Origin of the sequence: Streptomyces sp. R11 (assembly GCF_041051905.1) — a bacterium.
GTDB lineage: Bacteria > Actinomycetota > Actinomycetes > Streptomycetales > Streptomycetaceae > Streptomyces.
In genome coordinates, this window is record NZ_CP163432.1 from 3045883 (window position 1) to 3067800 (window position 21918).

Below are 21918 nucleotides of genomic sequence, written 5' to 3' on the forward strand. Positions count from 1 at the left end.
GCACCGAGTTACCGAAGTGGGCCGCCATGAGTGAGAACCGTGCTACGCGTGTGCTCGAAGACGGACAGAAAGACGGTCAAATTCGAGCATCGGAACTGCGCCCCCTGCTCGCCGCGATGACCGCGGCGAGGGACGGCGACTTCCGGAGGCTGCCGGAGACCGGTGAGGGAGTGGTGGCCGAGCTGACGGCCGTCTTCAACCAGATCATGGACCGGAGCACGCACTTCAACCGCGAAGTGCAGCGGGTCAAGCGGGAGTTGGTACGGCACGGCAGGCTGGACGAGCGGCTCTCGGCGAGCCCGGGCCCCGGCGACTGGACGACCCGCGTCAACGACGTCAACCAGGTGCTCGACGCCCTGGTCGCCCCGGCGGCGAACGCGACGCGCGTGCTCGACGCGGTGGCCGGCGGTGACCTGACCCAGCGCGTCGATCTGCACGACGGCAGCCGCCAGTTACGCGGCGACCTGCGGCGTCTCGGCCGCGCCGTGAACAAGATGGTCGACCAGCTCTCCCTGTTCACCGGCGAGGTCACCCGCGTGGCCCGCGAGGTCGGCACCGAGGGCCGGCTCGGCGGTCGGGCCAAGGTGCAGGGTCTTTCCGGCAGTTGGCGGGACGTGACCGAGGCCGTCAACACGATGGCGTCCCGGCTGACGGCGCAGGTGCGCGACATCGCCCTGGTGACCACGGCGGTGGCCCGCGGCGACCTGACCCGCACGGTCACCGTCGAGGCGACCGGCGAGCTGCTCGAACTCAAGCTGACCGTCAACACGATGGTCGATCAGCTCTCCGCCTTCGCCGACGAGGTGACGAGGGTCGCCCGCGAGGTGGGTACGGAAGGGCAGCTGGGCGGCCGGGCGCAGGTGCGCGGCGTCTCCGGCGTATGGAAGGACCTCACCGACAACGTCAACTTCATGGCGTCGAACCTGACCTCCCAGGTCCGCAACATCGCCCAGGTCACCACCGCCGTCGCCAACGGCGACCTGAGCCAGAAGATCACCGTCGACGCCCAGGGCGAGATCCTCGAACTCAAGTCGACCATCAACACGATGGTGGACCAGCTCTCCGCCTTCGCCGACGAGGTGACGAGGGTCGCCCGCGAGGTCGGCACCGAAGGAAACCTCGGCGGCCGGGCCCAGGTACGCGGCGTCTCCGGCGTATGGAAGGACCTCACCGACAACGTCAACTTCATGGCGGACAACCTGACTTCCCAGGTCCGCAACATCGCCCTGGTCTCCACCGCCGTCGCCCAGGGCGACCTGGGCAAGAAGATCACGGTCGAGGCGAAGGGCGAGATCCTGGAGCTGAAGTCGACCATCAACACGATGGTGGACCAGCTCTCCGCCTTCGCCGACGAGGTGACGAGGGTCGCCCGCGAGGTCGGCACCGAAGGAAACCTCGGCGGTCAGGCCCAGGTACGCGGCGTCAGCGGCGTATGGAAAGACCTCACCGACAACGTCAACTTCATGGCGCTGAACCTGACCTCGCAGGTCCGCAACATCGCGCAGGTGACGACCGCCGTGGCCAACGGCGACCTCTCCAAGAAGATCACCGTCGACGCCCGCGGCGAGATCCTCGAACTCAAGGACACCGTCAACACGATGGTGCAGCAGCTGCGCGCCTTCGCCGACGAGGTCACCCGCGTGGCCCGCGAGGTCGGCACCGACGGCCGGCTCGGCGGCCGGGCGCAGGTGCTGGGCGTCTCCGGCGTCTGGCGGGACCTGACGGACAACGTCAACTACATGGCCGACAACCTCACCTCGCAGGTGCGCAACATCGCCCAGGTCACCACCGCCGTCGCCAACGGCGACCTCTCCAAGAAGATCGACGTGGACGCGCGCGGCGAGATCCTGGAGCTGAAGACCGCCATCAACACGATGGTCGACACCCTCTCCTCCTTCTCCTCCGAGGTCACCCGCGTGGCCCGCGAGGTGGGCTCCGAGGGCCAGCTCGGCGGCCAGGCCCGGGTGGAGGGCGTGTACGGCACCTGGAAGCGCCTGACGACGAACGTGAACGAGCTGGCGTCGAATCTGACCACCCAGGTCCGCGCGATCGCCGAGGTCGCCTCCGCGGTGGCCCAGGGCGACATGTCCCGCTCGATCACGGTCGAGACGCGCGGCGAGGTCGCCGAGCTGAAGGACAACATCAACCTGATGGTGGCCAACCTGCGCGAGACGACCCGCGCCAAGGACTGGCTGGAGTCCAACCTGGCTCGCCTGGCCGCCCTGATGCAGGGCCACCGCGACCTGATGGAGGTCGCCGACCTGCTGCTGCGCGAGCTGACGCCGCTGGTCAACGCCCAGTACGGCGCGTTCTTCCTGGCCGACCCGGACGAGGAGAGCGCCGCGCTGCGCACCACGGTTCCCACGAAGGGACTGGCCTTCATCGCCGGATACGGCTCGGCCCAGGGCACGACCATCGAGACCGGCGGCCTACCGGTGCACGGCCTGGTCCGGCAGGCGGCCCGGGAGAAGAAGCGGATCCTGGTCGAGGAGGCCCCACCGAACTACATCAAGATCAACAGCGGGCTCGGTGAGGCGGCTCCCAGCAGCGTCGTCATCATCCCGATCCTCTTCGAGGACAAGCTCCTCGGCGTGATCGAGCTGGCGTCCTTCTCCCGCTTCTCCGATGTGCACCTGGCGTTCTTCGACCAGTTCGTGAACACCATCGCCGTCGCGATCAACACGATCATCGCCAACTCCCGTACGGAGTCCCTGCTCGGCGAGTCCCAGCGCCTGGCCATGCAGCTCCAGGAACGCTCGGACGAACTCCAGATGCAGCAGGCGGAGCTGCAGCGCTCGAACGCCGAACTGGAGGAGAAGGCGGCGCTCTTGGCGACTTCGTCGCAGTACAAGTCGGAGTTCCTCGCGAACATGTCCCACGAGCTGCGGACGCCGTTGAACTCACTGCTGATCCTCGCGAGGCTGCTCTCCGACAACCCGGACGGCCATCTCTCCGACCAGGAGGTCCAGTTCGCGACGACGATCCACCGCTCCGGCTCGGACCTGCTCCAGCTGATCAACGACATCCTGGACCTGTCGAAGATCGAGGCCGGCCGGATGGACGTACGCCCGAAGAAACTGCCGCTCATCAAGCTGCTCGACTACGTGCACGCCACCTTCCGCCCGCTCACCCTGGACCGGGGGCTCGCCTTCGAGGTGGCGGTCGGCGAGGACGTACCGCGCGAGATGTACTCGGACGAGCAGCGCCTCCAGCAGATCCTGCGCAACCTCCTGTCCAACGCCATCAAGTTCACCGCGTCGGGCAAGGTCGAGCTGCGGGTGAACCGGGTGAAGGACCCCGACCACCACTACGTCCTCGAGGGCGACGAGGTGATCGCCTTCTCGGTGTCCGACACCGGCATCGGCATCGCGGCGGAGAAACTCCCGGTGATCTTCGAGGCGTTCCAGCAGGCCGACGGCACGACCAACCGCAAGTACGGCGGCACGGGCCTGGGCCTGTCCATCAGCCGCGAGATCGCCGGCCTGCTGGGCGGCCGTATCGTCGCCGAGAGCGAGCCGGGCAGGGGCTCCACGTTCACGCTGTACGTCCCGGTCGTCAGCCCCGGTCACTCCGCCACCGGGCCGGTGCCCGAGGACCGTCCGCTGCCGGTGCCGGAGCAGATGTCCACCGAGACGTTCTCGACCTCCCACGACGCGGACGAGTCCTGGCCGACGCCGACCAAGCTGGAGGCCTGGCAGACGGGCCGGGCGGGGCAGATCCTGCCGGGCCGGCGGGTGCTGATAGTGGACGACGACATCCGCAACGTCTTCGCGCTCACCCATGTCCTGGGCCGGGTAGGCATGCCGGTCCTGTACGCGGAGAACGGCCGCGAGGGCATCGAGACACTGGAGCGCACCCCGGACGTCGAACTCGTCCTGATGGACATCATGATGCCGGAGATGGACGGATACGAGACGATCTCGGCCATCCGTCGCACCCCGCGCTGGACGGACCTGCCCATCGTCGCCCTCACCGCGAAGGCGATGCCCGGAGACCGGGAGAAGTCCATTGCGCGGGGCGCCAACGACTACGTACCGAAGCCGGTGGACGTGGATCAGCTGCTGACCGTCGTCTGCGACCTCCTGGACCCCGAGGTCGCGAACAAGACCGTAGTACCGGAACCGAGCACTTCCAAGGAGGAAGAGGTTCCGCCGACCATCACCGAGTGAGGCCACTTCATCATGAGCGCTGAGGCAACGACCGACGAGCGTGCCGGCATCCTCCTCGTCGATGACATGGAGGACAACCTGATCGCGCTGGAGGCCGTACTGGGGTCCCTCAACGAGCCGCTCGTCCGCGCGCGTTCGGGCGAGGAGGCGATGAAGGCGCTGCTGCGGCAACGCTTCGCCCTGGTGCTTCTCGATGTCCGCATGCCGGGCATGGACGGCTTCGAGACCGCCACCAACATCAAACGACTTGACCAGACCAAGGACGTCCCGATCATCTTCCTGACCGGCGCGGAGGACGACCCGGGCTACGCCTTCCGCGGCTACGCGACAGGCGCGGCGGACTACCTGACCAAGCCGTTCGACCCATGGGTACTACGCGCGAAGGTGTCGGTCTTCCTGGACCTGTACCGCAAGAACAGGCAGTTGGAGCGTCTGCTGAGCCGCGAGCACATCCACAGCAAGCAGCTGAGCGCTCAGTTGGCGGCACTGGAGGAAGAGCTCTCCGAGGACACACCCCCGAACCTGACGGACCTACGCGCCAGGGTCCACGAGATACGTCGGCTGGTCGGAAAAGGGTGAGCGTGCCGAGCTGAAGGGGCGCGGGGAACTGCGCGACAAGCCACGACGAACCCGCAGCCGCCAACGGCCCCCGCCACCCCTCCGCTGGCGCGCTACGCCTCCCGCGTTCCCGCGTACATCTCCTCGATCAGCGCCTTGTACTCCCGCTCGACAACCGGCCGCTTCAACTTCAGGCTCGGCGTGATCTCCCCGTGCTCCACATCGAGATCCCGCGGCAGCAGCCGGAACTTCTTGATCGTCTGCCACTTCTGCAGCCCGGTGTTGAGCTGCTGCACATACCCGTCGACCATCTCGATGGCGGCCGGCGAGGCGACGATCTCCGCGTACGACTTCCCGCCGAGCCCGTTCTCCTCGGCCCACGCCACGATCGCGACCTCGTCCAGCGCGATCAGCGCAGTGCAGAAGTTCCGGTCGGCGCCGTGCACCAGGATGTTGGAGACGTACGGGCACACCGCCTTGAACTGCCCCTCGACCTCGGCGGGCGCGATGTACTTGCCGCCCGAGGTCTTGATCAGGTCCTTCTTGCGGTCGGTGATGCGCAGGTACCCGTCCGGGGACAGCTCCCCGATGTCACCGGTGTGGAACCAGCCGTCGGACTCCAGCACCTCGGCGGTCTTCTCCGGCAGCCCGTGGTAGCCCTCCATGATGCCGGGGCCGCGCAGCAGGATCTCCCCGTCGTCGGCGATGCGCACCTCCGTGCCGGGCAGCGGCTTGCCGACCGTGCCGGTGCGGTAGGCCTCGCCCGGGTTCACGAAGGAGGCGGCCGAGGACTCCGTGAGGCCGTAGCCCTCCAGGATGTGGATGCCGGCGCCGGCGAAGAAGAAGCCGATCTCCGGGGCGAGGGCGGCGCTGCCGGACACGCACGCGCGCAGGTTGCCCCCGAAGGCCTCGCGGATCTTGGCGTAGACGAGCGTGTCGGCGACCTTGTGCTTGGCGGCGAGTCCGAAGGGCGCGGAGTGGGTGCCGGTGCGCCGGAAGTTGTCCTGGGTGACCTTGGCGTACTCGCGGGCGACCTCGGCGGCCCACTGGAAGATCTTGTACTTGGCGCCGCCGCCCGCGCGGGCCTTGGCGGCGACCCCGTTGTAGACCTTCTCGAAGATGCGCGGCACGGCTGCCATGTACGTCGGCTGCACGACCGGCAGGTTCTCGATGATCTTGTCGACACGGCCGTCGACGGCGGTGACGTGGCCGACCTCGATCTGACCGGAGGTGAGCACCTTGCCGAAGACGTGCGCGAGCGGCAGCCACAGGTACTGCACGTCCTCCGCGCCGACCAGGCCGGTCGCGGCGATCGCCTTCGCCATGTACGACCAGTTGTCGTGCGGCAGCCGCACGCCCTTGGGGCGCCCGGTGGTGCCGGAGGTGTAGATCAGGGTGGCCAGCTGGTCCTTGGTGATCGCGCCGACCCGCTGCTTGATCAGCTCGGGGTCCTTCTCCAGCCGGGCAGCGCCACGGGCCTCCAGCTCGGCGAGGCTGAGCACCCAGTCACCGGTCTCGACGCCGTCCGCGTCCACGACGATGACATGCGTGAGGTTCGGCAGCTCCGCGCGCTTCTCCAGCGCCTTGGCCACCTGGGCCGCGTCCTCGGCGATGAGGACCCGGCTCTCGGAGTCGGCGAGGATGAACGCCGACTCCTCGGCGTTGGTCTGCGGATAGACCGTGGTGGTGGCCGCGCCGGCGCACATGATGCCCAGGTCGGCGAGGATCCACTCGATCCGGGTCGAGGAGGCGAGGGCCACGCGCTGCTCGGGCTGCACGCCCAGCTCGATGAGCCCGGCCGCGATCGCGTAGACCCGTTCGGCGGCCTGCGCCCAGCTCAGCGACTTCCAGTCGTCCGCGCCCTGTCCCGCGGCCGACGGCACGGGATAGCGGTACGCCTCAGCGTCCGGCGTTGCTGTCACGCGCTCCAGAAAGAGGGTCGCCACGCTCGGCGGACGGTTCTCGATCAGTGTCTGTGTGCTCACGACATCCTCCGGGGGCCCGCGACTGTGCGGCTGGTTCCACTCGCGTTGTTTAACTCGCGAGTAACTATCGAGCAGGGATCAGGGTAGAGGCCGACGGCCCACTGCGTAAGGGCCTGCGCCCTGTCACTTCCTCCAGACAGTCACGTGTCGCGCACAAAGGGGTCCGTCGCGCTTTCGTACGACGGACCCCTGATGCGGCGATTTGCCGGGTCACCTGGTGCTACCTGCGGTTACTTCTTGGCCTTGCCCGAACCCGCGCTGTCATCACTGCTCAGTACGGCGATGAAGGCCTCCTGCGGAACCTCCACGGAACCCACCATCTTCATTCGCTTCTTGCCTTCCTTCTGCTTCTCCAGCAGCTTGCGCTTACGGGAGATGTCGCCGCCGTAGCACTTGGCGAGGACGTCCTTGCGGATGGCGCGGATGGTCTCGCGGGCGATCACCCGGGAGCCGATGGCGGCCTGGATGGGCACCTCGAAGGCCTGCCGCGGAATGAGCTCGCGCAGCTTGGCGACAAGCCGCACGCCGTACGCGTACGCGGCGTCCTTGTGCGTGATCGCGGAGAAGGCGTCGACCTTGTCGCCGTGCAGCAGGATGTCGACCTTGACCAGGCTGGAGGTCTGCTCGCCGGTGGGCTCGTAGTCCAGCGACGCGTATCCGCGCGTCTTCGACTTCAGCTGGTCGAAGAAGTCGAAGACGATCTCGGCGAGGGGAAGCGTGTAGCGGATCTCGACCCGGTCCTCGGACAGGTAGTCCATGCCGAGGAGGGTGCCGCGCCGGGTCTGGCACAGCTCCATGATCGAGCCGATGAACTCGGTCGGCGCGAGGATCGTGGCGCGTACGACCGGCTCGTACACCTCGTTGATCTTGCCCTCGGGGAACTCGCTGGGGTTGGTGACGGTGTGCTCGGTGCCGTCCTCCATGACCACCCGGTAGACCACGTTCGGCGCGGTGGCGATCAGGTCGAGGCCGAACTCGCGCTCCAACCGCTCCCGGATCACATCGAGGTGCAGAAGCCCCAGGAAGCCGACGCGGAAGCCGAAGCCGAGGGCCGCGGAGGTCTCCGGCTCGTAGACCAGCGCGGCGTCGTTGAGCTGGAGCTTGTCGAGGGCCTCGCGCAGCTCCGGGTAGTCGGAGCCGTCGAGCGGATACAGACCGGAGAAGACCATCGGCTTCGGGTCCTTGTATCCGCCGAGCGCATCCTCGGCGCCCTTGTGCTGGCTGGTGACGGTGTCACCGACCTTGGACTGGCGGACGTCCTTCACACCGGTGATGAGATAGCCCACCTCACCGACGCCGAGCCCGTCGGCCGCCAGCATCTCCGGCGAGTTCGTCCCGATCTCCAGCAGCTCGTGCGTGGCGCCGGTGGACATCATCCGGATCCGCTCGCGCTTGTTGAGCTGGCCGTCGATGACACGGACGTACGTCACGACACCGCGATAGGAGTCGTAGACGGAGTCGAAGATCATCGCGCGGGCCGGAGCGTCCTTGACGCCGACCGGCGCGGGGACCTCGGCGACGACCTTGTCGAGCAGGGCATCGACGCCCAGGCCCGTCTTGGCGGACACCCTGAGCACGTCGCTCGGCTCGCAGCCCACCAGGTTGGCGAGCTCCTCGGCGAACTTCTCGGGCTGCGCGGCCGGCAGGTCGATCTTGTTCAGCACGGGGATGATCGTGAGGTCGTTCTCCATCGCCAGGTAGAGGTTGGCGAGGGTCTGGGCCTCGATGCCCTGGGCGGCGTCGACGAGGAGGATGGTCCCCTCGCAGGCGGCGAGCGACCGCGAGACCTCGTACGTGAAGTCGACGTGCCCCGGGGTGTCGATCATGTTGAGGATGTGCGTGTTGCCGGAATCGTGGGTGGGAGCCCACGGCAGTCGCACCGCCTGGGACTTGATCGTGATTCCGCGCTCACGCTCGATGTCCATCCGGTCGAGGTACTGAGCACGCATCTGCCGCTGCTCGACCACACCGGTCAGCTGGAGCATCCGGTCGGCGAGCGTGGACTTGCCGTGGTCGATGTGCGCGATGATGCAGAAGTTGCGGATCAGTGCCGGGTCGGTACGGCTCGGCTCGGGCACATTGTTAGGGGTCGCGGGCACGCAGGGTCCTGTCTCTTGAGGCGCCTTATGCCTCGGGTCGGATCTATACGTAGGTTCCATGGTCCCATGGGCGGCGACCGGCGACCGTTTTGGGCCGTCGGCCCGGCCACTGGTAGCCTGGGTGGCTGTGTCTCATGCCCTCTCAGCACGAGGCACACTCCAGAAAATCACCGGTACGGGTCCCACGCGGCCCCGTGCCAGAACCTGAAAAGGCTCATCAGTGGCGAACATCAAGTCCCAGATCAAGCGGATCAAGACCAACGAGAAGGCTCGGCTGCGCAACAAGGCCGTCAAGTCCTCCCTGAAGACCGCGATCCGCAAGGCCCGTGAGGCCGCTGCCGCGGGTGACGTCGAGAAGGCCACCGAGTACCAGCGCGCTGCCGCGCGTCAGCTCGACAAGGCCGTCTCGAAGGGCGTCATCCACAAGAACCAGGCCGCCAACAAGAAGTCGGCGCTTGCTTCGAAGGTCGGTTCCCTCAAGGGCTGAACCCCTTATCTGGTCTGATCGGATCCGGTCTGCCGGATCCAGTCGCCGGAAGGACCCCGAGCGGGCCCTCTCTCTTCCGCTCCCGACCGGCACCCAGGAGTCACGCGCGGCCTGCGTTCGCCACGCGGGCGTGACTCCGGCACCTTGAACCGAAGGCCCCGGCGCCTCGCCCTTCCCCAGGGCGGGTGCCGGGGCCTTCGGCATGGGCGGGGGTGCGGGGCCTACGACCAGAACTCGTTGCCCTTCTCAATGTCCTCAACGCACTCGTCGATGTCGGTGACCTTGTCACCGACGATGCGGAAGATGAGGGCTCCGTTCTCGTCTATGCGCTTGCCCTGACGCTCGGCGGTGAAGCGGTGCACGGACACGGCATGGCCTCGGCCGTCCACGAGGATGTTGCGCGTTTCGACGCGAAACGTCCCGTTCGTCTCGGTGAAGAGCCGCCCGTACATGTCGATACACGCGTCCTGCCCCTTGAAGTCACCCGAGAGCGGGTGGCTGCCTGGCACGTGGTGCGTGCAGTCTCCGGAGAGCAGGCTGCGCAGGGTGTCCATGTCACCCCGCGAGAAGGCCTCGTAGCCCTTGCGGACGAGAGCAGCGTGCGGGTGTTCAGCCATGGTGGTCGCCACCTTTCCCAGTCCGGCGATATACGGACGATACGACCCATTCTCCTCTCTCGTCCCTAGCCTCGCCCTCTGGACCGAGCGGCCCGCGCGATCGTCACGACCGCCTTCTCCAAGGCGTACTCCGGGTCGTCCCCGCCGCCCTTCACACCGGCGTCCGCCTCGGCCACCGCGCGCAACGCCAGCGCCACTCCGTCGGGCGTCCACCCCCGCATCTGCTGGCGGACGCGGTCGATCTTCCAGGGCGGCATGCCGAGCTCCCGCGCCAGGTCGGCGGGACGGCCGCCCCGGGCCGAGGAAAGCTTTCCGATGGCCCTGACGCCCTGGGCGAGCGCACTGGTGATCAGGACGGGCGCCACGCCTGTCGCCAGCGACCAGCGCAGCGCCTCCAGCGCCTCCGCGGCCCGCCCCTCGACCGCACGGTCGGCGACGGTGAAGCTCGACGCCTCGGCGCGACCGGTGTAGTACCGCCCGACCACCGCCTCGTCGATGGTCCCCTCGACATCGGCGACCAGCTGACTCACCGCGGACGCCAGCTCCCGCAGATCACTGCCGATGGCATCGACGAGCGCCTGACAGGCCTCGGGCGTCGCGGACCGCCCGGTCGCCCGGAACTCCTGCCTGACGAACGCCAGCCGGTCCGCCGGCTTGGTCATCTTCGGACACGCCACCTCCCGCGCCCCCGCCTTCCGCGCGGCATCGAGCAGCTTCTTGCCCTTCGCCTGCCCGGCGTGCAGCAGCACCAGGGTGATCTCCTCGGCCGGTGCGCCCAGATACGCCGTCACGTCCTTGATCGTGTCGGCCGACAGATCCTGCGCATTGCGCACGACCACGACCTTGCGCTCCGCGAACAGCGACGGACTGGTCAGCTCGGCCAACGTGCCCGGCTGCAACTGCTCCGGAGTCAGATCCCGCACATCCGTATCGGCATCAGCGGCCCGGGCGGCCACCACCACCTCCCGCACGGCACGGTCGAGCAGCAGCTCCTCCTGCCCCACGGCGAGGGTCACGGGGGAGAGGAGGTCGTCATTCGCAGATTTCCTGGCCATCGCGACAAGGATGGCACGGGCCACTGACAGTGGCCGCCGACGAGACTGTCGGGGGCCAGGTGCCGGTCAGGTCGGAGGTCGAGGACCGGAAGCCGGTTCGGCCGGGGAACAGGATGCCGGGCAGGCCGGGGACAGAGTGCCGGTCAGGCCGGGGACGGGAAGCCGTTTCGCCCGGGGACAGGGTGCCGGTCAGGTCGGTCACTCCGGTTGCGGCTACGGCTCCTCCCGCCACCCGTCCCACTCCCCCACGAACTCATCCAGCTCACCCGGATCGAGCCGCCCCGCCTCGTCCCGCAGCACCACCAACCACTGCGCGTCCTCGGCATCGTCCTCCCCGGCCAGCGCGTCCCGCACCAGCCGCGGCTCCTCATCGGTCCCGAACCGGTCCCCGAGCGCGCCCGCGACCTCCTCCGCCGCGTCACGATCAGGCAGCACCAGCACATGTCTCACATCGCTCACGGAGCAATTCTCGGGCACCGACGGGAGACGACCGTGCGCCGGGTCCGCTCGCCCAGACCGAGCCCCCTGCCGGATCAGCCGTCCCGGTTGGGCTTCCGTACCGTCGGCACCCGGTCCAGCTCGATCCCGAACCGCTCCCGGTACACCTCCAGCACCTCCTCGTCCGTCCCCAACTTTCGCTCCTCACGCGTCCCGTCGGCCGCCGTCGTCTTGAAGGTGCGGCCGCTGAGGGTGATCCGCCCGCCTTCCTTCGTCACCCGCGAACACACCAGCGACTGCGTGAAGTGCGAACCCGGCGAGGTGCTGTGCCACCACGCCCCGGCCACGAAGTCGCCGAGCGCCCGCGGCCGCCGCTCCAGCCGGTACTCCGCCCTGCCGTCCATGACGACCTCCAGGTCCGCCGCCTCCTCCGCGTCGGCCCCGCCGCGCACCCCCGCCGCGTCCGGCCCTGCCTCGACGATCCGGAACACACCCGCCGGATCCACCTGCTCACCCCGCTCCTCGAACGCCAGCGGATAGTGGCTGTGCGCCCCGAAGCCGACGTCCGCCAGCCACGCGCCCCCGTCCACCGTCCGCACCTTCAGCGCCATGTGGTCGTAGGGAATCCCGACCTCCTCCTCCTTCACATGGACCCGCCCCGCGAGCAGCGTCACATCGAAACCCAGGGCGGCGAGCAACGCCCCGAACGCCCCGTTCAGTTCGTAGCAGAACCCACCCCGTCGCGCCCCCACCACCTTGTCCAGCAGTCGCTTCTCCTCCAGGACGATCTCCTCGCCGAGGTGGATCGAGAGGTTCTCGAAGGGCACGGTCTGCAGATGGCGCAGATGCAGCTCGCGCAGCAGGTCCACGGTGGGCCAGGCGGGGTGCTCGACCCCCAGGCGGCGGAGATAGGCATCAACCTCAACGGAATCCATGCCCCCAGTCTCCCGCCACCCGCAACTCCGCGCCCGTACCCGCGACCGCCAGCGCCCCGTCCTCGTCCGTCCGCAGCACCACGGCTCCCTGCGCCCGCAGCGCCGCGAGGGTGCTGGGCGCGGGGTGGCCGTAAGGGTTGTCCTCGCCACAGCTGATCAACGCCAGCCTGGGCGCCGCCCGGCGTATGAGCTCCGGGTCCTGGTACGCCGAGCCGTGATGGGCCACCTTGAGCACGTCCACGCCGCCCAGCAGCGCCCCCGCCGGCGATCTCAACAGCGCCCGCTGGGCCGGGGGTTCGAGATCCCCGAGCAGCAGGACCCGCAGGCCGGCCGACCGGACGAGCAGAGTGACACTGGCGTCGTTCGGACCCTCCGGGCCCATGGCCGGGAGTGACGGGTGGGAGGGCGGCGGCCAGACCACCTGCCAGCTCAAGTCTCCGGTACGCCGCTCCTCCCCGGCGGCGGCCCGCGTCACGGGAACACCCCGGGCGGCCGCCTCCCTCCGCACGAACTCCACCTGGTCCACAGGCTCTTCGTGCTCTGTCGTCTCGATCGCGCCCACCGCGCGACCGCGCAGGACGCCGGGCAGGCCCGCCACGTGGTCGGCGTGGAAGTGGGTGAGCACGACGAGCGGAATCCTGGTGATCCCCAGCGTGCGCAGGCACCGGTCGACCAGCGTCGGATCGGGGCCGGCGTCCACGACCACGCCCGTCCCCTCGCCCGCCGCGAGCACCGTCGCGTCGCCCTGCCCCACATCGCACATCGCGAACCGCCACCCTGGCGGCGGCCACCCCGTGACCACCCTGGTCAGCGGCGGCGGCTGCACCACCACCAGCAGGAGCAGCGCCCCGCAGACGCCGCACCACCAGGGGTGCCGCAGGAGCCGCCGACCGGCAAGCAGGGCGACCACCGTGGCGAGGGCGAGCAGCGCCGCCCCGGTCCAGTTGCCGGGCCAGTCCACTCCCGCGCCGGGCAGCGCGGCGCCGGTCCGGGCGACTTCCGCGATCCAGCCGGTCGGCCAACCCGCGCACCAGGCCAGCACCTTGGCCACCGGCATCGCCAACGGCGCCGTCGCCAGTGCCGCGAAACCCAGCACCGTGGCCGGTGCGATCGCGAACTCCGCGAGCAGATTGCACGGCACCGCCACCAGGCTCACCCGAGCCGACAGCACCGCCACGACCGGAGCACACAGCGCCTGCGCGGCAGCCGCGGCCGCCAGTGCCTCGGCCAACCTCGGCGGCACCCCGCGCCGTCGCAACGCCGCGCTCCAGCGGGGCGCGAGGGTGAGCAGGGCACCCGTGGCCAGGACGGAGAGCAGGAAGCCGTAACTGCGGGCCAGCCACGGGTCGTACAGCACCAGCAGCAGTACGGCCGTCGCCAGCGCCGGGATCAGAGTCCTGCGGCGTCCGGTCGCCAGGGCGAGCAGCGAGACGGCTCCGCAGGCCGCGGCCCGCAGCACGCTCGGATCCGGCCGGCACACGACGACGAACGCCAGGGTGAGCGCCCCGCCGAGCAGCGCGGTCGTCCGCAGGGAGATGCCGAGGCGGGGCGCGAGGCCACGGCGCTCGGCGAGCTGAGCCAGGCCCGGCGGGCCGATGAGCAGGGCGAGGATGATCGTGAGGTTGCTGCCGGAGACGGCGAGCGTGTGCGCTAGGTCGGTCTCCTTGAACGCCTCGTCCAGCTCCGGTGTGATCCGTGAGGTGTCCCCCACGACCAGCCCCGGCAGCAGCGCCCGCGCATCCGCCGGCAAACTGTCGGTCGCCTCCCGCAGCCCTGCCCGCAACCGCCCCGCCAGCCGCTGCGCCCCCGACGGCTCCCCCACGACCTCCGGCACCGCCGGGTCCCTCACCCGCAGCACGGCCGCCACCCGGTCCCCGTCCGCGAGGGCGGGCGCGAACCGCGCGGTCACCCGCAGCCGGGTGGAGGGGAGCAACTCCAGCCAAGGAGAACGCCCGGCACCGGAGGCCTGCGACGCCCCTTCGTCCTCACCGGACGACCCCCACCCCGCGTCGACGATCATCAGCACCGGCGCCCGTGTCACCACCGCCGCGCCGTCAGCGTCCTCGACTCGTCGTACATCCGCATTGATCAGCACGGAGGTCGGCGCCATGTGATTCCCCCTCACCCGGGGCCGGGTGAGCCGGGGATCGGAGGTGACCTCTACCTCGGCGGTCACGGTGGCGTACTCCCGCGCCAGCTCGGGCACCGGCCCACGCCGCAGGTCGGCCCCGTGCAGCCCGGCGGAGACGGCGGCCGCGGCGACACAGAGCAGCACGGCGGCGACCGAGGCTCGCGGCCGGCTGATGCGCGTGGGTGCGGTGCTCGGCCTGTGCGGTCGGGTGGGGTGCCAGGGTGGGGAATCCGGACCGGGTCCGGGCCGGTGCCGGCAGTCTGTCGGGCGCCCCGGACGCCTGGGCGGATGTTCGGGCTCGACCGGATGCTCGGATTCGGTCATCCGCCCAGGCTCGGTCCGGTGGTCCGGCTCGGTCCGATGGTCCGCCTCGATCAGACGCCCTCGCCTGGCCGCACGGCCTTCGCCACCCCCGCCGTCGGAAAGCTCGCTTTCGACGACCCTGCCATTGGTGCGCCCGACTTCAACGCCCCCGCCACTGGGAGGTCGGCCTGCAACGCCCCAGCCTCGCCCCACGACCAGCAGTACGCCTGCCGCAAGCAGACAGACAACCGCCGCCCCGACCGCCCGCCCCTCTGGGGCCCCCAGCATCAGTGCCGCCGTCGCCCAGGCGGCGAGCGCGGGCGGGACGAGTCGGAGGTCCGTCGGTCCTTCCTGACGGGGGTGGGAGGCGCCGAGCCGGCTGCCGGACGCGGCGTGGACGGCGGCGCGGGAGGGCGCGAGGTCGGTCGACCGGACGTTGTGAGTCATGGCCGCACGAGATTCCGTAGATCGGCGAAACGGCGGTCACCGATGCCGTTGACCTCGCGCAGCTCGTCCACCGAGCGGAAGCCGCCGTGCTGGGTGCGGTAGTCGATGATGTGCTGGGCCAGGACCGGGCCGACGCCCGGGAGGGTGTCGAGTTGGTCCACGGTGGCTGTGTTGAGGGCGACCGGCGCACTGGGTGCCGCCCCCGCGACCGCCGCACCGCCCGTGCCCGGAGCGGGCCCGGCAACGGCGGCCGGACCGCCGACGATCACCTGCTCGCCGTCCACCAGGAACCGAGCCCGGTTGAGGCTGTCGGTCTTCGTGCCGGGGCGCACCCCACCAGCCGCGCGCAGGGCGTCGGCGACCCGCGAGCCTGCGGGCAGGCGGTGGATGCCCGGTTCGCGCAACTTGCCGCTGACGTCCACGACGATCTCGGCCGTCGCCGTGGCCCCGGCACCGGACGCACCGACGGCCGCGGGGGTACCCGACCCGCTCGCCCCTCCCTGCCGCTGTCCTCCCTGCGACTCTCCGCCGTACGAGGCCGCCGTCCGCACCACCTCCGGAGCCCGCACGGACCGCGCCCGCCCGTCCCAGAAGTGCTGTACCGCGAACCCGGCAGCGAGGACGAGCACCACGGTGAGCGCAACCACACTCCGCCGCTCCAGCCCACACCTCGCCTGCAACCACACCGGCATCCGCTCCCGCAGAGCCAGCCCGGCCCGCGCCCGCCACTCTGCGGCACCGGCACCGGCACCACCCGCACCACCAGTCCCGTCACTCACGACAGCACCTGCGCCACCACCCGCCTCGCCCGCACCGGCATACGGCACGTCCGCGCCCGGCGCCCCATCGCCGCGCGGAACATCGGAGCCCAGCAGCCCCTCGGCACGCGGGACATCAACACCGCGCGGCCCCTCAACGCCCGGGACATCGGTGCCCCGCAGCCCATCAGCGCGCCGGCCATCGGATCCCAGCAGCCCATCAGCCCCCGGGACATCCGGACCCGTCACCCCTCCAACCCGCAGCGCACCCCCCAGGTCCGCCGCCGGCTCCCCAGGCCCAGGCCCACGCCCCGCACGCCAAGCAGCCCCCTCACACGCGCCCCCGCCCACCGGCGGCCTCGCCCCCGACTCCCCCCACTCCCCGGCCCGTTCGGCGAAGATCACCTCCGCCCTGCGCCGCAGATCCTCCGCCGCTCGCGCGGACGCATGGCGCGGCCGTGCCCGCCCCGGGGCGTGCATGTGTCGCCGTCGGCGGGCACGGACGTCGGAGTGAGGGCCGCGGCCCGGGCCGCTGGTTGCCGTCGTGGTGCGTGTACGTGATCGAAGTGCCATGCGACGAGGATCGGACACCTCGGCACACTCGCGATGATCTTGCTCAATACCCGGGGATTACCGGCAAGTTGTGGATAACTCCGCCACCCACACGAGTGACTCACTCGCCAAAAGGGCCGTCATCGCGGCGAAACGACAACCCCCAACAACCCAGGCCCTGTATGTGCCCCGATTACCGCCCCGACCTCACTCACATGCAGATCGGCCAGCCCCGGCACCCGCGCCCGCAAACGGTCCGCCAGCGCCGACGCCCGGTCGGGGGCGGCGAGATGGTGGACCGCGATGTCGACCTGCGCGCTGCCTGCCCGATCGGCCGCGATCTCCTCGAGGCGGGCGATCGCCTTGGAGGCCGTCCGTACCTTCTCCAGCGGACCGATCCTGCCGCCCTCCAACTGCAGCAGCGGCTTCACCGCGAGCGCGGAGCCCAACAGCGCCTGTGCGGCGCCGATGCGGCCGCCGCGGCGCAGGTAGTCGAGGGTGTCGACGTAGAAGTAGGCGGCCGTGGCCCCGGCCCGCTTTTCCGCGGCGGTGACGGCCTCATCCACCGTGCCGCCCGTCTCCGCTGCCTCGGCCGCCGCAAGGGCGCAGAAGCCCAGCGCCATGGCGACCATGCCGGTGTCCACCACCCGCACCGGCACCGGCGCCTCGCGCGCCGCGAGGACGGCCGCGTCGTAGGTGCCGGAGAGCTCGGCGGACAGGTGCAGGGAGACGATGCCGGTGGCGCCGGACTCGGCGACCTTGCGGTAGTGCTCCGCGAAGACCTGCGGGCTGGGGCGCGAGGTGGTGACCGGGCGTCGCTTCTGCAACGCCTGGGCGAGGGATCGGGTCGAGATCTCGGTGCCCTCGTCCAATGCCTGACCGCCGACGACCACCGTCAGGGGCACCGCTGTGATGTCGTGGCGCTCCATCGTCCGCTGCGGCAGGTAGGCCGTTGAATCGGTGACGATCGCGACATGGCGGGACATGAGCTGGAGGTTACCTGGCGTAGCGCCCGGGCGGCAGTCCGACCCCGCTCACCGGGGAATGCCTTGACCGATCAGTGCGGGCCCGCCCGGCCTCAAGTCGTGCTCTCGGGACGGGGTTTCTTCTGCCAGGGGTACGTAGGGCGTGGGGCTGCCGGGCTGATGGCGGGCCGGGGCGGCTCCTCGGCCCGCTGCGACTGAGGGGTGTCCGGCCAGGTCTGCTCGGCCGTCGCGGCGCCCTCGCCGGCCGGGGCCTCCGGCCACGGGGGCGGCGTGGAGGACAAACGTTCCGACGGCGGCGTCGACGAGGAGGAAGGAGAAGAGGCCGAGGAGGAGGACTCCGTCGTCTGCCAGTGCCGCAGGGCGCCGGCCTCCAGGTCGATCTGCGCGCTGAGGGTGTCCAGGTCGTCGGCGGCGAAGCGGCGGGCCCGGTCGCGGGCGGCCCAGCGCAGCGCGTCCGCCGACTTGACGACGCGCTCGGTGCGCTCGCGCAGGTCGGGCAGCCGCTCGGCGAGGGTCGCGCGGTCCGGCTCGGACTCCAGGCGCCGCATCTCGGCGTCCAGTTCGTGCCCGTGCGCGCTGAGGCGCTGGAAGAGGCCGAGGGACTCCTTGAGAGACTCGTCCTCCGTCACGCCCGCGTGCAGCGCGTCCTGGGTGGCCCTCATGGAGGTGCGCAGCTTCAGCCGCAGCTGGGCGAGCTCGCCGGCCACGCCCGGCTGGGCGAAGGACTTGGCCCGCAGGGTGCCGTCCTCGACGGTGCGCCGGGCATGGGTGATGGTCTCGTCCACGCGGCGCTTTGCGGCCCCGACCACCTTCACCGTGGCGTACGCGCCGAGCACCACGAAGAGCACGAAAAGCAGGGCGACGACTGCGATCACTGCTTCCACGAGCTCCTCCTCCGACCGGTCGCGGCACACACCGCGTCACTCTTCAACGGTAAACGCAGCAGGCAGGCCCGGAGTTCCAGAAGAACCCCGAACCTGCCCGTAGGGGATCACCCCGAGCCCACATCAGACCCGGCCGAACCGCCGAATCGCCGCGCCAATGCCGAGGCGCCTGCGCGTGCACGCCTACACCTGCGGCTACGGCTACGGCTACGGCTACGGCTACGGCTACGCCGGAACGATGTTCACCAGCTTCGGCGCCCGCACGATCACCTTGCGGATCCCGGCCCCGTCCAGCGCCGCCACGACCTTCTCGTCGGACAGCGCGACCTTCTCCAGTTCCTCGTCGGAGATCGCCGGCGAGACCTCCAGGCGGGCCTTGACCTTGCCCTTGATCTGCACGACGCAGGTCACGGTCTCGTCGACGACGTACGCCGGGTCGGCGACCGGGAAGTCCCGGTGCACCACCGAGTCGGTGTGCCCCAGCTTGCGCCACAGCTCCTCGGCGATGTGCGGGGCCAGCGGCGCGGCCATCAGCACCAGCGACTCGGCGACCGAGCGCGGTACCGCGCCGCCCGCCTTCGTCAGGTGGTTGTTCAGCTCCGTGACCTTGGCAATGGCGGTGTTGAACCGCATGCCCTCCAGGTCCCCGCGCACCCCGTCGATCGCCTTGTGCAGCGCACGCAGCGTGTCCTCGTCGGGCTCGGCGTCCGCCACGGTCACGGCACCGGTCGTCTCGTCGACGACGTTGCGCCACAGCCGCTGCAGCAGCCGGAACTGGCCCACCACCGCGCGCGTGTCCCACGGCCGGGACACGTCCAGCGGGCCCATCGCCATCTCGTACAGACGCAGCGTGTCGGCGCCGTACTCGGCGCAGATCTCGTCCGGAGTGACCGCGTTCTTCAGGGACTTGCCCATCTTGCCCAGCAGCCGGGAGACCTTCTCGCCCTGGTAGTAGTAGGCGCCGTCGCGCTCCTCCACCTCGGCGGCCGGCACCGCGATGCCGCGGCTGTCGCGGTACACGTAGGCCTGGATCATGCCCTGGTTGAACAGCTTGTGGAACGGCTCCGCGGAGGAGACGTATCCCAGGTCGAACAGGACCTTGGACCAGAAGCGCGCGTACAGCAGGTGCAGCACGGCGTGCTCGGCGCCGCCGACGTACAGGTCGACGCCGCCGTGCGGCCGGCCCTCGCGCGGACCCATCCAGTACTGCTCGATCTCGGGGTCGACCAGCTTCTCGCTGTTGTGCGGGTCCAGGTAGCGCAGCTCGTACCAGCAGGAACCGGCCCAGTTGGGCATGGTGTTGGTCTCACGCCGGTAGCGCTTCGGACCGTCGCCCAGGTCCAGCGTGACGTTGACCCAGTCCTCGTTGCGCGACAGCGGCGTCTCGGGCTGGGTGTCGGCGTCGTCCGGGTCGAAGGTGCGCGGCGAGTAGTCCTCGACCTCGGGCAGCTCCAGCGGCAGCATCGACTCGGGCAGCGCGTGGGCGATGCCGTCCTCGTCGTAGACGATCGGGAAGGGCTCACCCCAGTAGCGCTGGCGGCTGAACAGCCAGTCGCGCAGCCGGAAGTTGACCGTGCCCTCGCCGACACCGGACCGCTCCAGCCACTCGGTGATGCGCGCCTTGGCCTCGGCGACGCCGAGGCCGTCCAGGGAGATGTCGTCGTTGGAGGAGTTGATGATCTTCGCGTCGTACGACCCGAAGGCGTCCTCCCAGGTCGAGGTGTCCGTGCCCCGCCCGTCGGTCGGCTCGACGATGCAGACGATCGGCAGCTCGAAGGCGCGCGCGAACTCGAAGTCGCGCTGGTCACCCGCCGGAACGGCCATGATCGCGCCGGTGCCGTAGCCCATCAGGACGTAGTCGGCGATGAAGACCGGGACCTGCTCGCCGTTGACCGGGTTGGTCGCGTACGAGCCGATGAAGACGCCGGTCTTGTCCTTGGCCTCGGCCTGGCGCTCGACGTCGGACTTGGAGGCGGCCTGCGCGCGGTAGGCGGCGACGGCCTCGGCCGGGGTCGCGTGGCCGCCGGTCCAGACGTCGTGGGTGCCCTCGGGCCAGGCGTCCGGGGTGAACTTCTCGACCAGCGGGTGCTCGGGCGCCAGCACCATGTAGCTCGCGCCGAACAGGGTGTCGGGGCGGGTCGTGAAGACCGTGATGTTCTCGCCGTCGATGGGGAAGTCGACGCGGGCGCCCTCGGAGCGGCCGATCCAGTTGCGCTGCTGCAGCTTGATGGCCTCGGGCCAGTCCAGCTCGTCCAGGTCGTCCAGCAGCCGGTCGGCGTAGGCGGTGATCCGCATGTTCCACTGGCGCAGCTTGGCCTTGAAGACCGGGAAGTTGCCGCGCTCGGAGCGACCGTCGGCGGTGACCTCCTCGTTGGCCAGCACAGTGCCCAGGCCGGGGCACCAGTTGACCGGCGCGTCGGAGGCGTACGCCAGGCGGTACTCGCCCAGGACGTCCGCGCGCTCGGCGACGCTCAGCTCGCTCCACGCGCGCGTGGAGCCGTCAGCGCCCGGTACGGCACGCTCGCCCGACTCGAACAGGGCGATCAGCTCGGAGATCGGACGGGCCTTCTTCGCCTCGTCGTCATACCAGGAGTTGAAGATCTGCAGGAAGATCCACTGGGTCCACTTGTAGTAGTCCGGGTCGATCGTGGCGAACGACCGGCGCTTGTCGTGGCCCAGACCCAGCCGGCGCAGCTGGCTCTGCATGTTCTTGATGTTGGCCTCGGTGGACACACGCGGGTGCGTGCCGGTCTGCACGGCGTACTGCTCGGCGGGCAGGCCGAAGGCGTCGAAGCCCAGGGTGTGCAGGACGTTGTGGCCGGTCATGCGCTGGAAGCGCGCGAAGACGTCGGTGGCGATGTAGCCCAGCGGGTGACCGACGTGCAGGCCCGCTCCGGAGGGGTACGGGAACATGTCCATGATGAACTTCTTGGGCTTGGCGACCAGCTCGGGGTCGCCCGCCAGGTCACCCTTGGGGTTCGGCGCCGCGTACGTGCCCTCGACGTCCCAGAAGTCCTGCCAGCGTGCCTCGATCTCGGCCGCCATGGCGGCCGTGTAGCGGTGCGGCGCGGCCACCTCGGCGGTGGCAGCGGGGTTCGTCTCGCTCATGATCCTCAAAGCTCCATCGATCGTCTCTGCAAGCGGCTGCGGTTCTCCGGAAACGAAAAATCCCCTCGCACAGGAGGGGACGCCGCGCCGATTCCGACCATCCGATTCGCCCGGTGGTCGGGACTGATCAGCGCGGCCCGCTAAGCAGAAGGCGTACGGCACGCATGGCGTCAGGGTACCGCAGCGCCCGAGCGGGTCGCGACGGACTTCCGGCGGGGGGCGCGAGGGGCTTCTTATAGGGGGCGCGCGTGAACATCGGCGCCCCGAGTTCCGTACCTGAGAGTTGTGAAGAGCTCGAAAAGTTGAACAACACTCAACTGTTACCTGGCGTAACAGTCGCTAAGGGACAACACAAGCCCCTCGCAGCCCGTAGATAACAACGCAATAACTCAAACGCCGTACCCCC

At 69.9% G+C, this 21918-nt stretch carries 14 protein-coding genes; 3 read left to right on the forward strand and 11 right to left on the reverse strand.

Going from position 1 to position 21918, the window contains the following annotated elements:
* Positions 1–26 precede the first annotated feature (26 nt).
* Positions 27–4169 carry a HAMP domain-containing protein gene (locus AB5J55_RS13870; protein ID WP_369270978.1) on the forward strand — a complete coding sequence of 1381 codons (4143 nt, stop codon included), beginning with the start codon at positions 27–29 and terminating at the stop codon, positions 4167–4169.
* 12 nt (positions 4170–4181) lie between these two features.
* Positions 4182–4748, forward strand: a complete 567-nt coding sequence (locus AB5J55_RS13875; RefSeq protein ID WP_369270979.1) for a two-component system response regulator — start codon at positions 4182–4184, stop codon at positions 4746–4748.
* A 92-nt stretch (positions 4749–4840) separates the two neighbouring features.
* Here the strand turns inward: AB5J55_RS13875 and AB5J55_RS13880 are convergent, their stop codons facing one another.
* Together AB5J55_RS13880 and lepA are read right to left on the reverse strand one after the other, a co-directional pair.
* Entirely contained in the window at positions 4841–6712 is a 1872-nt protein-coding gene (locus AB5J55_RS13880) for a long-chain fatty acid--CoA ligase (RefSeq protein WP_369270980.1), read from the reverse strand.
* 230 nt (positions 6713–6942) lie between these two features.
* Positions 6943–8811 carry a translation elongation factor 4 gene (lepA, locus tag AB5J55_RS13885; protein ID WP_369270981.1) on the reverse strand — a complete coding sequence of 623 codons (1869 nt, stop codon included), beginning with the start codon at positions 8809–8811 and terminating at the stop codon, positions 6943–6945.
* A 220-nt stretch (positions 8812–9031) separates the two neighbouring features.
* On the opposite strand from lepA, the gene rpsT reads away from it, so the two are divergent.
* On the forward strand, positions 9032–9298 hold the full coding sequence (gene rpsT, locus AB5J55_RS13890; protein ID WP_217211225.1) for a 30S ribosomal protein S20: 267 nt from the start codon (positions 9032–9034) through the stop codon (positions 9296–9298).
* 221 nt (positions 9299–9519) lie between these two features.
* On the opposite strand, the gene AB5J55_RS13895 is transcribed toward rpsT, so the two are convergent.
* From AB5J55_RS13895 to leuS, 9 genes are all read right to left on the reverse strand, one after another.
* Positions 9520–9915, reverse strand: coding sequence for a nuclear transport factor 2 family protein (locus AB5J55_RS13895; RefSeq protein ID WP_369270982.1), 396 nt, complete (start codon positions 9913–9915; stop codon positions 9520–9522).
* A 65-nt stretch (positions 9916–9980) separates the two neighbouring features.
* Positions 9981–10970 carry a DNA polymerase III subunit delta gene (holA, locus tag AB5J55_RS13900; protein ID WP_369270983.1) on the reverse strand — a complete coding sequence of 330 codons (990 nt, stop codon included), beginning with the start codon at positions 10968–10970 and terminating at the stop codon, positions 9981–9983.
* A gap of 213 nt (positions 10971–11183) precedes the next feature.
* Positions 11184–11429, reverse strand: coding sequence for a hypothetical protein (locus tag AB5J55_RS13905; RefSeq protein WP_369270984.1), 246 nt, complete (start codon positions 11427–11429; stop codon positions 11184–11186).
* Between the two features lie 74 nt (positions 11430–11503).
* Positions 11504–12343 carry an arylamine N-acetyltransferase gene (locus AB5J55_RS13910; protein WP_369270985.1) on the reverse strand — a complete coding sequence of 280 codons (840 nt, stop codon included), beginning with the start codon at positions 12341–12343 and terminating at the stop codon, positions 11504–11506.
* A complete protein-coding gene (locus AB5J55_RS13915) occupies positions 12330–15224 on the reverse strand; it encodes a ComEC/Rec2 family competence protein (RefSeq protein WP_369270986.1) in 2895 nt (964 codons plus the stop codon). The genes AB5J55_RS13910 and AB5J55_RS13915 overlap by 14 nt, the downstream gene beginning before the upstream one ends.
* Positions 15221–16555: a helix-hairpin-helix domain-containing protein gene (locus AB5J55_RS13920; protein ID WP_369270987.1), complete on the reverse strand. Its 1335-nt coding sequence runs from the start codon at positions 16553–16555 to the stop codon at positions 15221–15223. Before AB5J55_RS13920 ends, AB5J55_RS13915 begins: the two co-directional genes overlap by 4 nt.
* 119 nt (positions 16556–16674) lie before the next feature.
* Complete coding sequence (locus tag AB5J55_RS13925; protein WP_369270988.1) at positions 16675–17520, reverse strand: DegV family protein; 846 nt, start codon at positions 17518–17520, stop codon at positions 16675–16677.
* Positions 17521–17612: 92 nt separating this feature from the next.
* On the reverse strand, positions 17613–18404 hold the full coding sequence (locus tag AB5J55_RS13930; RefSeq protein ID WP_369270989.1) for a hypothetical protein: 792 nt from the start codon (positions 18402–18404) through the stop codon (positions 17613–17615).
* A 225-nt stretch (positions 18405–18629) separates the two neighbouring features.
* Entirely contained in the window at positions 18630–21512 is a 2883-nt protein-coding gene (leuS, locus tag AB5J55_RS13935; protein ID WP_369270990.1) for a leucine--tRNA ligase, read from the reverse strand.
* Positions 21513–21918: the final 406 nt, after the last annotated feature.

Bases quoted from the DNA above. Each gene is read 5' to 3' on its own strand.
- AB5J55_RS13870 (WP_369270978.1), top strand. From the start codon at position 27: ATGAGTGAGAACCGTGCTACGCGTGTGCTCGAAGACGGACAGAAAGAC.
- AB5J55_RS13875 (WP_369270979.1), top strand. From the start codon at position 4,182: ATGAGCGCTGAGGCAACGACCGACGAGCGTGCCGGCATCCTCCTCGTC.
- AB5J55_RS13895 (WP_369270982.1), bottom strand. From the start codon at position 9,915: ATGGCTGAACACCCGCACGCTGCTCTCGTCCGCAAGGGCTACGAGGCC.
- holA (WP_369270983.1), bottom strand. From the start codon at position 10,970: ATGGCCAGGAAATCTGCGAATGACGACCTCCTCTCCCCCGTGACCCTC.
- AB5J55_RS13910 (WP_369270985.1), bottom strand. From the start codon at position 12,343: ATGGATTCCGTTGAGGTTGATGCCTATCTCCGCCGCCTGGGGGTCGAG.
- AB5J55_RS13915 (WP_369270986.1), bottom strand. From the start codon at position 15,224: ATGACTCACAACGTCCGGTCGACCGACCTCGCGCCCTCCCGCGCCGCC.
- AB5J55_RS13920 (WP_369270987.1), bottom strand. From the start codon at position 16,555: ATGGCACTTCGATCACGTACACGCACCACGACGGCAACCAGCGGCCCG.
- AB5J55_RS13925 (WP_369270988.1), bottom strand. From the start codon at position 17,520: ATGTCCCGCCATGTCGCGATCGTCACCGATTCAACGGCCTACCTGCCG.
- leuS (WP_369270990.1), bottom strand. From the start codon at position 21,512: ATGAGCGAGACGAACCCCGCTGCCACCGCCGAGGTGGCCGCGCCGCAC.